17 protein-coding genes are annotated in these 12,070 nt (G+C 69.5%); 12 read left to right on the top strand and 5 right to left on the bottom strand.

What is annotated here, in order from left to right:
• Nucleotides 1–329: 329 nt before the first annotated feature.
• The 5 genes from ACQPXB_RS28355 (at nt 330) to ACQPXB_RS28335 (ending at nt 2,767) form a co-directional block, all read left to right on the top strand.
• Nucleotides 330–527: a hypothetical protein gene (locus ACQPXB_RS28355; protein WP_432845050.1), complete on the top strand. Its 198-nt coding sequence runs from the start codon at nt 330–332 to the stop codon at nt 525–527.
• Nucleotides 528–822: 295 nt separating this feature from the next.
• Entirely contained in the window at nt 823–972 is a 150-nt protein-coding gene (locus tag ACQPXB_RS28350; protein WP_366590570.1) for a hypothetical protein, read from the top strand.
• A 134-nt stretch (nt 973–1,106) separates the two neighbouring features.
• On the top strand, nt 1,107–1,508 hold the full coding sequence (locus ACQPXB_RS28345; protein WP_432845049.1) for a cupin domain-containing protein: 402 nt from the start codon (nt 1,107–1,109) through the stop codon (nt 1,506–1,508).
• 110 nt (nt 1,509–1,618) lie between these two features.
• Entirely contained in the window at nt 1,619–2,323 is a 705-nt protein-coding gene (locus ACQPXB_RS28340; RefSeq protein ID WP_432845048.1) for an SDR family NAD(P)-dependent oxidoreductase, read from the top strand.
• Nucleotides 2,324–2,356: 33 nt separating this feature from the next.
• Nucleotides 2,357–2,767, top strand: a complete 411-nt coding sequence (locus ACQPXB_RS28335) for a YybH family protein (protein ID WP_386944914.1) — start codon at nt 2,357–2,359, stop codon at nt 2,765–2,767.
• Between the two features lie 8 nt (nt 2,768–2,775).
• Here ACQPXB_RS28335 and ACQPXB_RS28330 read toward each other — a convergent pair whose 3' ends face one another.
• Nucleotides 2,776–2,925, bottom strand: coding sequence for a DUF4158 domain-containing protein (locus tag ACQPXB_RS28330; protein ID WP_432845047.1), 150 nt, complete (start codon nt 2,923–2,925; stop codon nt 2,776–2,778).
• A 227-nt stretch (nt 2,926–3,152) separates the two neighbouring features.
• Here ACQPXB_RS28330 and ACQPXB_RS28325 point away from each other — a divergent pair, with 227 nt between their 5' ends.
• Nucleotides 3,153–3,842: an SDR family oxidoreductase gene (locus tag ACQPXB_RS28325; protein WP_432845046.1), complete on the top strand. Its 690-nt coding sequence runs from the start codon at nt 3,153–3,155 to the stop codon at nt 3,840–3,842.
• 71 nt (nt 3,843–3,913) lie between these two features.
• Here the strand turns inward: ACQPXB_RS28325 and mftR are convergent, their stop codons facing one another.
• A complete protein-coding gene (mftR, locus tag ACQPXB_RS28320) occupies nt 3,914–4,504 on the bottom strand; it encodes a mycofactocin system transcriptional regulator (protein WP_432845045.1) in 591 nt (196 codons plus the stop codon).
• On the opposite strand from mftR, the gene ACQPXB_RS28315 reads away from it, so the two are divergent.
• From ACQPXB_RS28315 to ACQPXB_RS28290, 6 genes are all read left to right on the top strand, one after another.
• Nucleotides 4,448–5,491 (top strand): universal stress protein, encoded by a 1,044-nt coding sequence (locus ACQPXB_RS28315; RefSeq protein WP_432845044.1) that lies wholly within the window; start codon nt 4,448–4,450, stop codon nt 5,489–5,491. The two genes, mftR and ACQPXB_RS28315, sit on opposite strands and share 57 nt — an antisense overlap.
• A 107-nt stretch (nt 5,492–5,598) precedes the next feature.
• Complete coding sequence (locus ACQPXB_RS28310) at nt 5,599–5,880, top strand: DUF1918 domain-containing protein (RefSeq protein ID WP_432845043.1); 282 nt, start codon at nt 5,599–5,601, stop codon at nt 5,878–5,880.
• Entirely contained in the window at nt 5,867–6,757 is an 891-nt protein-coding gene (locus tag ACQPXB_RS28305; RefSeq protein ID WP_432845042.1) for a universal stress protein, read from the top strand. Before ACQPXB_RS28310 ends, ACQPXB_RS28305 begins: the two co-directional genes overlap by 14 nt.
• A 2-nt stretch (nt 6,758–6,759) precedes the next feature.
• Entirely contained in the window at nt 6,760–7,947 is a 1,188-nt protein-coding gene (locus ACQPXB_RS28300) for a CHAD domain-containing protein (RefSeq protein WP_432845041.1), read from the top strand.
• Nucleotides 7,948–8,041: 94 nt separating this feature from the next.
• Nucleotides 8,042–8,659, top strand: coding sequence for a CBS domain-containing protein (locus ACQPXB_RS28295; RefSeq protein ID WP_432845040.1), 618 nt, complete (start codon nt 8,042–8,044; stop codon nt 8,657–8,659).
• Nucleotides 8,656–9,555 (top strand): universal stress protein, encoded by a 900-nt coding sequence (locus ACQPXB_RS28290; protein WP_432845039.1) that lies wholly within the window; start codon nt 8,656–8,658, stop codon nt 9,553–9,555. Before ACQPXB_RS28295 ends, ACQPXB_RS28290 begins: the two co-directional genes overlap by 4 nt.
• A gap of 134 nt (nt 9,556–9,689) precedes the next feature.
• On the opposite strand, the gene ACQPXB_RS28285 is transcribed toward ACQPXB_RS28290, so the two are convergent.
• The 3 genes from ACQPXB_RS28285 to ACQPXB_RS28275 form a co-directional block, all read right to left on the bottom strand.
• Nucleotides 9,690–10,622, bottom strand: coding sequence for a galactose-1-phosphate uridylyltransferase (locus tag ACQPXB_RS28285; protein ID WP_432845038.1), 933 nt, complete (start codon nt 10,620–10,622; stop codon nt 9,690–9,692).
• Nucleotides 10,623–10,860: 238 nt separating this feature from the next.
• A complete protein-coding gene (locus ACQPXB_RS28280) occupies nt 10,861–11,352 on the bottom strand; it encodes a CBS domain-containing protein (protein ID WP_432845037.1) in 492 nt (163 codons plus the stop codon).
• Nucleotides 11,353–11,391: 39 nt separating this feature from the next.
• Nucleotides 11,392–11,892, bottom strand: a complete 501-nt coding sequence (locus ACQPXB_RS28275) for a site-2 protease family protein (protein WP_432845036.1) — start codon at nt 11,890–11,892, stop codon at nt 11,392–11,394.
• Nucleotides 11,893–12,070 lie beyond the last annotated feature (178 nt).

Raw genomic sequence — 12,070 nt, 5'->3', positions numbered from 1 at the left:
CCTGCTCAAACGTGTGGGTGACGTCCATCTCAGATATGGACGTTCTAGTCCAGTTGAACCAGGGTTAAGCTGAAACAATCAGACTGCACGGAATGAAATGGACTATATAGTCCAGTACGTTCGCGCTTCACCCAGTTGACACGACGACTTGGCAGAGACCGCACCCGCCTGAAAGTGGACACCGGACGTTGAGATATCAAGCGCCTCAACCATGACAGAAGCGCGAACCAGGCCGCACTGGCCACCGCTCCAGGTTCGCGAATCCACCGAACCCGTTCCCCCGACTTGCCGGGGGTTGGACAGCACCTCGACGACACTCAGGAGGAACGATGAACGAGAAGCCCGCATCCACGATCCACAAGCTCCACGAAGCGGTCGATCTCGAACTTGCCGAGGTCGCCGACAGCGCCGACCCCGAAGGCGACGACGTGCCGGAGCGCGAACTCTACGAGGCGGAACTACGCAGCTTCCACGACGCTGTTGTGGTCGTGGAGAAGGCGGAGGAGACGCGCAACTCCGAAAGTTGATCGAGCGGCACCTGCGTTGCTCGGCCGGCCGCCGCTCATGAACCCACCGTGCGCCGGACGCCGGGACACGGTGCAGGAAGCGGTGCGGGCCGCAGCGAACTTGCCCGAGGTCGGGCTCCGGCAACACCGACCGGACCGCGGGCGGCCACGAGCAGGTGCGTTGCGACCGATGGGCGCCCTGCGGGGAACTTTTCGGGCAATCGTTCGCCGAACCCCGAAAGATTCGCCCCGCGGTTTACGCCAATCGAAGTTGCCGACGGCACAAGCCGCGGCCCCATGGTGATGGGAGACAGCCATGCCGGTGGAGACCACCGAACGGAATTTCGACCCGGACGACCCGGAGTACTTCATCGCCCAGCTCGCACGCGACCGCGAAGCCGCGCCCGCTGAGCCGGCCGCGCCACGGGGCGAGTCGGATGACGCCGGCAGCACGTCACATCCATGACAACCGGGGAGTCACCATTGGGCGACGCAACGCCTCCACCACTGACCATCCTGCAACCGGGAGAGGGAAAGGAAGGGGATCTCGGCGATATCGGAGTGGTCTTCAAGCTCTTCAGCCACGAGACCGGAGGCGCGGTGTCGATCGTGGAACACCCCTTCGCGGTCGGCGCACTGGTCGCTCCGCACCTGCACACCCGTGAGGACGAGTACTCGATCGTGACCGAGGGGGAGATCGGTTTCCGATCAGGCGACCGCGAGGTCGTACTCGGCGCGGGTGGATACATCACCAAGCCACGCGGAGAGCTCCACACGATGTGGAACGCGGGCAAGACGCCCGCGCGGATGATCGAGGTGATCGCCCCGGGCGGCTTCGAAGGGTTCTTCCACGACCTGTCCGACCTGATGGCAGGCAGCCCGCCCGCCGAAGGGGAGATGGCACGCCTCGCGGCCGAGTACGGACTGGAGTTCGCCACCCCCGATTGGCTGCCGGACCTCATCGCCCGCTACGGGCTCACACCACCGCCGGGCCGCGCCTAGCCCTGCCGCGGTGGGCGTGCGTCCTATCGACTGACGGCGGTAGCCGAGTCGAGCAATCCCATCCCGTCACCGAGCCTGCGCGCGCTCGGTCGAACAACCGGAGGAATGTCATGAATCAGAAGGTCGCCGTCATCACCGGTGCCTCGCAGGGTATCGGCGCCGGCCTGGTCGAGGCCTACCGCAAGCTCGGCCACGCGGTCGTCGCCACCTCACGCACCATCACCCCCGCCGAGGACGCGGGCGTCCTCGCGGTCCAGGGCGACATCGCAGACCCGGCCACCGCCGAACGGGTGATCTCCGCTGCCCTCGAGCGGTTCGGCCGCGTCGACACCCTGGTCAACAATGCGGGCGTCTATGTCTCCAAGCCGTTCACCGAGTACACCGCCGAGGATTACGCCACCATCACCGGGATCAACCTGGCCGGGTTCTTCCGTCTCACCCAGCTCGCCGTCGGCCAGATGCTCGCCCAGGGCGGCGGGCACATCGTCACCCTGACCGCCAGCATCGTCGACAACCCCGATTCCCGGGTCCCGTCGGTCCTCGCCGCGCTGACCAAGGGCGGGCTGCAGGCCGCCACCAAGTCCCTCGCCATCGAGTACGCCACTCGCGGCATCCGGGCCAACGCCGTCTCCCCGGGCACCACCCGCACCCCGATGCACGACCCGCAGATGCACGAGTTCCTCGCCGGCCTGCAGCCCGTCGGCCGCATGGTCGAGACCCGCGACGTCGTCGAGGCGGTCGTCTACCTGGAGAACGCGCCGTCCGTCACCGGCGAGATCCTCCACGTCGACGGCGGCATGAGCGCCGGCCACTGACCACGCTCACCCACCCCTTCCGGGAGCACTGCCATGAACCAGAACACCGCGGACAGCGAGACGATCCTGCGCGGCGTCCTCGACGGCTGGAAGGCCGCCGTCGACAAGCATCAGCCCGACCAGGCGGCCGCCCACTTCACCGACGACGCCATCTTCCAGGGAATGCACCCCTACAGCGTCGGACGTCCCGGCGTTGCCGCCTACTACGACTCCCAGCCTCCCGGCCTGACCGCCGAGTACCGGATCCTGGAGACCAGGCGCCTCTCCGACGACCTCGTCCTCGGATACCTCAACGTCGACTTCTCCTTCACCGACCGCCCCACGGTCAACGTCTACCTCAGCATCCTGCTGAAACAGACCGCAACCGGCTGGGCCATCGCCCTCTACCAGGTGTCCAAGCTCGACCAGGACACCACCGGCGAAGCCTCCGACGGGCCGACGTAGCGGGGAGTTTAGACCTGGAGAGCCGCGGGGGGATCACCACGGCGCTTGCCGATCAGCTGCTGGTCCTCGAGGTCGAGGAAGAAGAACCGCTCCAACTCCGGACGCGTCGGCTCCTGGGTGAACGCCTCGTAGGACTCGGCCTGCTCACCGGTCAGCACTCCCGTAGAGGACGTCCGCCCGCGGCTGGCCACAGCCGGCGTCGGGCCGACCCTGTGGCACGCGAAGCTGGAGTGTAGCCACATGTGGATCCGCGCAGCGGAGAGACCTTGTTCCAGGACTTCGCCGAGGAGTGGCTCGACGCGGTGACGCCTCGACTTGAGCTGAACACCGTCGCGAAGTACCGCGTTTCTCGGCAAGCAGTTGTATCCCAGTGGGTGCGTGGCCGTTGATCGGGATCTTCAACGGCCACGCAAGCGGCTATTCGACCAGCAAATGGGCCGGCGAAGTACTACTGCGAGAGGCGCACGAGGCATGCGGATTGCCCGTCGCCGTGTTCCGGTCCGACATGATCCTCACGCACAGCCGCTGCGTGGGCCAGGTGAACGTACCGGACCTGTTCACGCGGTTGCTCCTGAGCATCATCACCACGGGGATCGCGCCGAAGACCTTCTACCGCACCGACGACAGCCGGCCGCCGACGGCACATTACGACGGACTTCCCGTCGACTTCACCGCCGAAGCCGTCAACACCATCGGCACCCGAAACACGCACGGCTACCGCACGTACCACGTGCTCAATCCCCACGACGACGGCATTTCGCTCGACACCTTCGTGGACTGGCCGACCGAAGCAGGCCACCGCATTGATCGGCTCCAGGACTACTCGGAGTGGTTTCGCCAGTTCGGCGACGCGCTGCGGAAACTGCCGGAACCCCAGCGACGTAACACGCTGCTGCCGCTCCTGCACTCGTACGAACGGCCGACGGAACCGGTGCGCGCCGGGATCGCTCCGGCCGAGGAGTTCCGGAAAGCCGTCCGTGACGCCAAGATCGCATCACAGGGCGACATCCCGCACGTCACCAAGGAGCTGATCCAGAAGTACGCGGATGATCTGCGCGCTCTTGCGCTGGTGTGAAGCGAAGCCGGTGTGACTGCGTTACTGCGCCCGCGGACTATCCCACGTGGATACGCCGCGGTGGCCGCGACTCACGCGTCGTCGGTGGACGGGTCCGGTTCGGCGGTCAGCGCGGCGTCGGTGAAACCGGCGGCGAGGGCTTTCATCGCGGCGTCGAGGTAGACGGTGAGGTCGGCGTCCGCGCGGGCGGACCAGCGTTCGTAGGCGGCGCGGCAGGTGGCGAGCACGGAGCGGCCGACGGCCAGTGGATACAGGGACTCGGTCGGCTGGCCGGTGCGGCGAGCGACGAAGTCCGCGATGGCGCGTTCCCAGGAGTCGTAGTGGATGGTGGCGCTGGCCGCGAGATCCGGAACAGTGCTGAGCAAGCGCATGCGCATGCGGAGTTCCGGCACGTCCTCCGCGCGGTAGTGGTTGGCCTCGAGCACCGCACGGCGCACGGCCTCCAGCACGGGCAGATCCTGGGGCATGGCGGCCAGCAGCGAGCGGATCGCGGAGACCTCGTGGTCGAACTCGCTCCACAGCACATCGGATTTGGCGTCGAAGTAGCGGAAGAACGTCCGCTTCGTGATGCCGGCCGCGGAGGCGATCCGGTCGACCGTCGTCTGATGGAAACCCTGTTCGGCGAACAGTTTCAGAGCGATGTGGATGGTAGATCGACTCACCGGCACCTCGCGCGCCGCGGAAGCGGCCCGCGCTTTCGTCCCGCCGGAAAGGGACTTCATGCCCTGACCGGTTCGGCCGTGGGTACGCGACCGTGGGGTGTGCCGCCGAACCTCGGCGGCCGGGAACGGAGGCAGGTCGTGACGGGAACGGCCGTCCGCGCCGCGGTGGTGGTGGGCGTCGACGAGTCGGAGGCGGCCGTCGACGCGGTCCGGTGGGCGGCGGAGGAGGCCGAGCGCCGTGGGTGCGTTCTCTGGCTGTTCCACGCAGGACTGTTCGACTCGGACCAGGCGACCGACGTCGAACGGACTCGGCAAGCGTCGTTGCTTGTCGAGCGAGCTCACCGCTGGGTTGTCCGGGCCGCGCAGGTGGCGCAGGAGGCGGTGCCGGGGATCAGGACCGAGTACCTGGTCCGCCTCGGGCTCGCGGCGGACCTGCTCGTCGAGCTGTCTGCCGACGTCGCGCTGGTCGTGGTGGGCTCGCACGGGATCGGCGGCCTGCGTGGGGCGGTGATCGGTTCCGTGGCGCTGCGGGTGGCCGCGAGCGCGCACTGCCCGGTGGTGATCGCGCGCGGACCCGGGAAGCCCGGCGGGCCGGTGGTGGCCGGCGTCGCCGGGGCCGACGATGACGAGCGCGTCCTCGAGTTCGCCTTCGACGCCGCAGCGCGGCGGCACGTGCCTTTGATCGCGGTCCATGCGTGGCAGGCGGGACTGCTGGACGACCCGGAAATCGTCGAAATGGTCGCGCAGAGCGAGGAAACGGCGTTGGAGCGCCGGCTCGACGAACTGTCCGGCATCCATCTCGGCGTGACCACGCACACCTGCGCGGTCCGCGGTCACTCGGCGGCACGAGCGCTGATGAGCTTCGACGACGCCCAGCTGGTCGTCATCGGCAGCCGTGGCCGCGGGCCGGTAGTGGGCGGGTTGTTCGGCTCGACGGGGAACCGGTTGCTCGCTCAGTCGGCGTGCCCGGTCGCGGTCGTCCACTGAGGGTGGAGGTGGAGCTGGGTGCCCGCTCCGCGCGAGGAGCACGAACGAAATGAGTCGCCGGGCCTGATCGAGGGAGGGCCCGCCCGTAGCCGAAACGAGGAGAAGTGATGCACGCGCAACCCGGAGACTGGCTCGTGGTGAAAGGAGTCCGGGTCGACCTGCCCGAGCACCGAGGCCGGATCGTCGCCGTCGGCTCGCCGGAGGGCGACCCGCCGTTCACGGTCCGCTGGCTCGCCGATGATCACGTGTCGACGGTGTTCCCCGGCCCGGACGCCGTGGTGCTCACCGAAGCGGAGATCACCGCACTCGACGAGCAGGATCGCGCGAGGCTCGAGCGGTTGCGCGCGCTTCGGCGTTCCGGAGGGGGTGTACACAGTGTCCGGCGGTGACAGCCGCGTGGTACTCGCCGGAATCGACGGATCGTCTTCCGCGGTGCACGCCGCGGTCTGGGCCGCGGCGGTGGCGGCGCGCCGTGGCGCGATGCTGAAGCTGGTGCAGGCGTACACAGTGCCGGAACCGGGTATGTCGGGTATGTCGGTCACGGCCGTCCGGGATGGGTTTCGCTCCCTCGCCGAGTCGGGGCTCGCCGAGGCCGAGGGTGCCGTACTGGCGGCGTGGCCCGCGCTGCCGATCGAGCGGTGTGCGGTCGAGGGCAGCGTTGTCGGCGTCCTTCTGCGGGAGAGTGCCGTCGCCAAGCCGGTGGTGCTGGGATCCCGTGGGCTCGGTGGGTTCACGGGGCTCCTGCTCGGTTCGACCGCGGTCGCGGTCGCCGGCCACGCGCCGTGCCCCGTCGTGGTGGTGCGCGGTCGCAAGCCGGACGACGCGCCGCCTGCGACCGGGCCGGTCCTCGTGGGGCTCGACGGATCGCCGGACAGCAACGATGCGCTCGGATACGCGTGCGAAGAAGCCACTGCGCGCGGCACCCGGCTCGTGGCGGTGCACACCTGGAACGAGATCACGCCGGAGGGCGTGCTGCGGAAATCGGACAGCCGCCCCGAGGACGTCGCAGCCGCGGAACGGCGGCTCGTGGACCAGCAGCTCGCGCCGTGGCGCGAGAAGTTCCCCGACCTGCCGATCGACGTAGTGGTCGTGCACGGTCGGCCGGTACGGACTTTGCTGGAGCTCGGTGAGGACGCTCAGCTGGTGGTGGTCGGCAGCCGCGGCCGGGGCGGGTTCACCGGCATGCTCCTCGGTTCCACGAGCCAGGCGCTGCTGGTCCACTCCGCGTGCCCCGTCGCGGTGGTACGCCCGGGGAGCCGGCCATGACCGTGACGACACCGGCGCCGAGCCCGCGTTCTGCGCCCGAATACGCGCTCCTGCACTACGGCATCCACTACTACGACACCGCCGGCCTGCGGCTGCGGCGACACGGCCTGACGCTCAGCCGAGTCGGCCCGAGCTGGCAGCTGGACCGCGGCGACGGCAGAGGGTGCCGGGTCGAGGCGCCCGCATCGGATCAGGTGCCGCACGAACTGCGCCGGCTCGTCCGCGCCTACAGCCGGGACCTCGAGCTCACCCAGGTGACCGGTCCGTGCACGCGCCTCCTGACCCAGGACGCGTGGCCGGCCGGCACCGCTCGGGCCATGGTGCTTGGTTACCTGGAGACGCAGATCGAGGCGCTCGCCCGGGCCGATCTGGCCGTGCGCCTGGGTGAACCCGAGGGGGTGCACGACCTGAGGGTGGCGGCACGCAGGATCCGGGCGGCTCTGCGGACGTTCGCCCCCGTGCTCGGGGGACGCCGGCTGGTCCGGGGCCTGTGCGCGTCGCTGCGCTGGCTCGGTGCGGGTGTCGGGCCGGCGCGCGACACCGAAGTGCAGCGGCACAGGTTCTCGCGCAGGCTCGATCAGGTGCCGGAGGAAGCGGTCGTAGGGCCGGTCCGCGCCGACGCGGAGCGGCACTTCGGCGCAGCGGCCGAGGAATCCGCATCCGAATGCGCCGAAGTCCTCGATTCGCACCGGTACCTCCAGCTGCTGAACGCGCTCGAGGTGTTCGGCGTGGTGCTGCGGGAGCAACCTCGCTCCGATCAGGGCAAGGCGGCGCTCAAGCCGGCCGGCAGTGTGCTGCCGCGTCTCGTGTGGACGGTCGTGGCGGAAACCGACAGGCGTCTGGAAGCCGTGTTCCACGAGTCCGCACCGAAGTCCGTTCACGCGGTACGCAAGAGCGCCAAGCGGCTCCGGTACGCGCTCGAAGCGGCGGCCGAAGCCATGCCGTTCGTCCCGGACCGCGTGCTGGCGGACTGCCGGGCGTTGCAGGATTTGCTGGGGGAGTATCAGGACTCGGTGGTGGCCCGCGAAGAGCTGCGTGCACTTGCCTCGGCGGCGAGTGTGGCAGGGAAACCGGTGTCGACCTACGAACTGCTGATCACGACCGAGGTTCACGCAGCGCAACGGTGCGTGGCCGCGTTGCCCGCGGCGTGGGAAACCCTGCGGCAGGGCCTCGAGCCGTTGCGCTCTTGAGGACGTTGGTCCTCGGCGGCGGTGACTCCGGACCGGCGTGGCCGGTGCTCGGCGCCGCCTACGTTCGAGGCAGCAGAAGGAGAAGGAGAACTTGATGCGCGCACGCGATCTGATGTCCGCACCGGTGGTGACGGTGACCCCGTGGGCGCCGGCCAAAGAGGCAGCGGAAGTGCTTTCGGAGAACGGATTCACCGCTCTCCCGGTGGTCGACGACGACGAACGTCTGATCGGCATCGTCACCGAGGCCGACCTGATCCGCGAACGGGTGCCCGCCGACGTGCGGTCCGGGCACCTCGACCCCGACACCCGCGCGGCGGCGGCCGACGTGACGGTGCGAGACGTGATGACGACGCCGGTCACCGCGATGTCGTCCGGGACCGACGTGGCCGACCTGTGCCAGGCCCTGGTCGACGCGAGGATCCGGGCGATGCCGATCGCCGACGGCAGCCGCCTGGTCGGGATCGTCACGCGCGGCGACGTCGTCCGGGTGCTCGCGCGAGAGGACAGCGCCATCGCCGCCGACGTGCGGCACCGGCTGGAAATCTACGGCGGCACCGGCCGATGGAAGGTCCAGGTTCGCGACGGGGTGGTGCGGATCGTCGACCGCTACGACGACGAAACCGACCGCCACGTCGCCACGCTGCTCGCGCTGGCAGTGCCGGGCGTGGTCGGCGCCGACACCATCTCGTCCGGAGAGGATCCGTGGTCATGACCGAGCGAAACAACACCGTCGTGGTGGGCGTCGACGGATCGGCGGGCGCTGAAGAGGCGGTCCGCTGGGCTGCGCGCCTCGCCTCCGGGCGGGCACTCGACCTGGAACTCGTACACGGTCTGCAGATCGCCGCCTTCTGCTACGGCGGTGGCTTCCCCGGGAGCGACGTGCTGTTCGAGCAGCTCCGACAGGAGGGCGACGGCATTGTCGCCAAGGCTCGTGAGCTGGCGCTTTCGGTCGACTCGGCTCTCACGGTGCGCACCGACGTGCTCACCGACACCGCGACACCCGCTCTTCTCGACCGCTCGCGACACGTCAGGATGATCGTGCTCGGGCGCACCGGAACCGGCGGGTTCACCGGCATGCTGGTAGGGGCGACGGCCGCCGCGGTGGCGAGCCACGCGGCCTGCCCGGTCGCCGTGGTCCGCGGGCGGCACGGCGACGGGTCCGTCCCCGTGGACGGTTCGGTGGTGGTCGGCGTGGACGGCACGCCGAACAGCGAGGCGGCCGTCGCGGTGGCGTTCGAAGAGGCTGCCTTCCGGGGTGTCGGGCTGGTGGCGATCCACGCCTGGAACGACGTCACGTACGACTCGGTCGAGGGCACGGCACGCCTGATGCCGCAGCCGGAGGTTCTCGAACCGACGGAAAAGCGGCTGCTGGCACAGCGGTTGGCCGGCTGGCAGGAGAAGTACCCGGATGTCGAGGTCCGCCGCGAGGTCGTCCGCGACCGGCCGCGGCATGCCCTGCTCGCCGAATCCGACACCGCTCAGCTCGTGGTGGTCGGCTGCCGCGGTCGTGGCGGGTTCGCCGGCATGCTGCTCGGTTCGACCAGCCAGGCCCTGATCCACCACGCCTCGTGCCCCGTGATCGTCGTCCGGCCCGAAGCGAAGCAGTGACGGGCCGAGGTCGTGGACGTTCGGCAAGGTCGCCCCGGAAGCGCTCGCCGACTGTCCTTTTAGGACCTTTCGTCGCGAGCGTACCCGGGGTGATCGAGTGCGCTCGTTCACCCCGCTCTTCGCCGGGCACCACGTCAGGGTGTGACAGCGGCGGCAACCCGCGTGCGGAGGCGTGCGGCGGCTTGGTCGGGGGAGACCGTCACGACCGGGATCCCCGTCGCGAGCTCGAGGCCCGCCGCGATGTCGAACCGGGGCAGCAGCTGTAAAGACCATGCGAGAAAGGGCGCGTCCTCGTATCCGCTGGGCGCGGTCCGCAGAACCAGGTTGTACGCCGGATCGCCGAACGCGGTCCGCAGCGCGGACAGCACCGCTCGCAGGCACCGCGCAACGGCCTCGACACCGCTGCGCGGCGCCGCGGCGAAATCCGCGTCCGGTTTGCGCAGCGTGAACCGAACCTCGCAGTCGGCCCGTGGCGCGAAGGGACTGAAAGCGATCACCTCGTCGTCGGCGAAAACGATCCTGGTGCCGATGTTGAGCTCTGAGGCCAGGATGTCTCTCGCGAGGCTCCGGCGATACGTGGAGTGGTGGTCGCGGGCGATCTCGAGCTCACGGCGCGTGGCCGAGGACAGCACGGGCAGGCCCGCGACCTGCGAGTGCGGGTGGGAGAGGGAGATACCGGCGGCGCGGCCGTGACTGCGGAAGACGGCGACTTGGGCGGCGTCAACGCGCAGTGCCAGGTGGCGCGCCTGCCACGCCGAGAGCACGTCGACCACTTCCGAAGTGGTTGCGGTCGCCGGGTCCCAGTCGTGGGACGGTGATTCGATGACGACCTCGTGCCCGTCAGACAGCGCGTACCGATTGCGTACCGCGCGCACGCGCCAGCCGCCGTCGACGCCGGCGAGCCGCCAGGTCTCGGCGGGGGTGTCCTCGCCGGGGCCGGGGCAGAACGGACACTCCGTGCGCGTGAGGACGTGCGGACGCGGAGCCCGGCCGGACGCGAGGACCGACCACTCCTGCGAGTCGGAGTTCCAGCGGAGTTCTCCGCCATGCCAGCGTTTCGTCGTCATTCTGTGTCCTTCCGCACGGGGGAGAGGAACGTCCCTCTTCCCGCTCGCAGCAGTCGAGGATCCACTCCGGCGCGACCGGCCGGTAGGCGTCGACGGCCAGTTCAGCGGTAGCCGCATCTGCATGGCGGCGCCCTCTGTTCGTGCTCGCCACCGCACAGCCAACGGCGAGGAAACCCGCGCGGAAAGAGGCGAAAGGCCCTGAGGGGCGGGGCCGGCGACCCCGAGCCCGTGTGCCGATTCAGGACGCAGCCGACCGTCCGACCCGCGCGCCGAGGTCGGCCAGTTCCAGCGCACGGGCGAGATCACCGGGCGTTACGACCCCGGCGAGTATGCCGGGGTCGACGACGAGTACCAGATCCTGGCCAGGACGCTGCGTCGTCCGGCCGAGCACGTCTGTCAGCGGCGTCTCGGGAGCTGCCACGAAGCAGGCGGGAGGCTTCGTGCACACCGCTTCGAGACGGGTCGACGTGCGGACGTTCTCCGGCACGCGTGCCAACCGCGACAGGCTGACGACGCCGATCGGGTGTCCTTCGAAGGACACCACGGGAAAAGTGCGGAACGGCGCCTGCGGTGGCGTGTCGAGAAAACCCTGCACGGTGTACCAGCCGGGCGTGGTCGCCGGGGACCGACTCATCACGTCCTCGAGCCGGACGCGCGACAGCTTCTCACGCAGCGGCGCCGCGGTCAGCTCGGTGCGGGCCGTGAAGGCGAGGAACCAGCCGATGGCCACGAGCCAGAGGCCTTCGATGCTCCCGGTGTCGAGGAACAGTCACAGGCCCATGCCGACCAGCGCCGCGGCGAGGACCCGGCCGCTTTGCCCCGCGGCGCGGCGAGCGTGGCTCCGGTCTCCGGTGATCTTCCAGGCGATGGCTTCGGCGATGCGGCCACCGTCGAGAGGAACGCCTGGCAACAGGTTGAAGAGCGCGAGCATGCCGTTCGTCCAGCCCAGCCACGTCAGCGCGACGACCACGACGGCCGGCAGAGAGGAAGCGAGGAGAACGGCGGCGCCGAGGAAGACCCCGCCGAGGAGCAGGCTCGCCGCCGGCCCCGCGCCGGCCACCAGGAACGCGGCAATGGGCGTGGGCGGATCTTCCGGCAGTTCGGTGGCGCCACCCAGCAGCCACTGAGTGATACGGCCGGCTTCGAGGCCGCAGCTGCGCGCTGCGATGGCGTGACACAGCTCGTGGACGAGCAAAGACACCAGGAACATCACGGCACAGAATGCACCCACCGCCCAGTACACAAGCGCGGACGAACGCCGGGCGCTCACCGGAAGAAAGTGGGGGAGGAGCGGATCTTCCCGACTTGCCGACCGCCGTGAGCGGTTACCGGGACTGGGCCGACACTCACGGTTGACCATCCACAGTGGTCAATTCACGGCAGCATCGCGGCAGAGACGAACGTCCTGGCGCGCAGGGACCACCGCACGGTCCGTTGTGCTCCGCGGC

It is taken from the genome of Amycolatopsis sp. CA-161197, assembly GCF_050942255.1.
In the GTDB taxonomy this organism is placed as follows: Bacteria; Actinomycetota; Actinomycetes; order Mycobacteriales; family Pseudonocardiaceae; genus Amycolatopsis.
Note: the sequence above shows the minus strand (reverse complement) of the source record. Positions and strands in the feature narration are given on the sequence as shown.

Coding starts and splice junctions, on each gene's coding strand:
- ACQPXB_RS28355 (WP_432845050.1), top strand. CDS start 330: ATGAACGAGAAGCCCGCATCCACGATCCACAAGCTCCACGAAGCGGTC.
- ACQPXB_RS28350 (WP_366590570.1), top strand. CDS start 823: ATGCCGGTGGAGACCACCGAACGGAATTTCGACCCGGACGACCCGGAG.
- ACQPXB_RS28340 (WP_432845048.1), top strand. CDS start 1,619: ATGAATCAGAAGGTCGCCGTCATCACCGGTGCCTCGCAGGGTATCGGC.
- ACQPXB_RS28335 (WP_386944914.1), top strand. CDS start 2,357: ATGAACCAGAACACCGCGGACAGCGAGACGATCCTGCGCGGCGTCCTC.
- ACQPXB_RS28315 (WP_432845044.1), top strand. CDS start 4,448: ATGGAAACCCTGTTCGGCGAACAGTTTCAGAGCGATGTGGATGGTAGA.
- ACQPXB_RS28310 (WP_432845043.1), top strand. CDS start 5,599: ATGCACGCGCAACCCGGAGACTGGCTCGTGGTGAAAGGAGTCCGGGTC.
- ACQPXB_RS28295 (WP_432845040.1), top strand. CDS start 8,042: ATGCGCGCACGCGATCTGATGTCCGCACCGGTGGTGACGGTGACCCCG.
- ACQPXB_RS28290 (WP_432845039.1), top strand. CDS start 8,656: ATGACCGAGCGAAACAACACCGTCGTGGTGGGCGTCGACGGATCGGCG.
- ACQPXB_RS28285 (WP_432845038.1), bottom strand. CDS start 10,622: ATGACGACGAAACGCTGGCATGGCGGAGAACTCCGCTGGAACTCCGAC.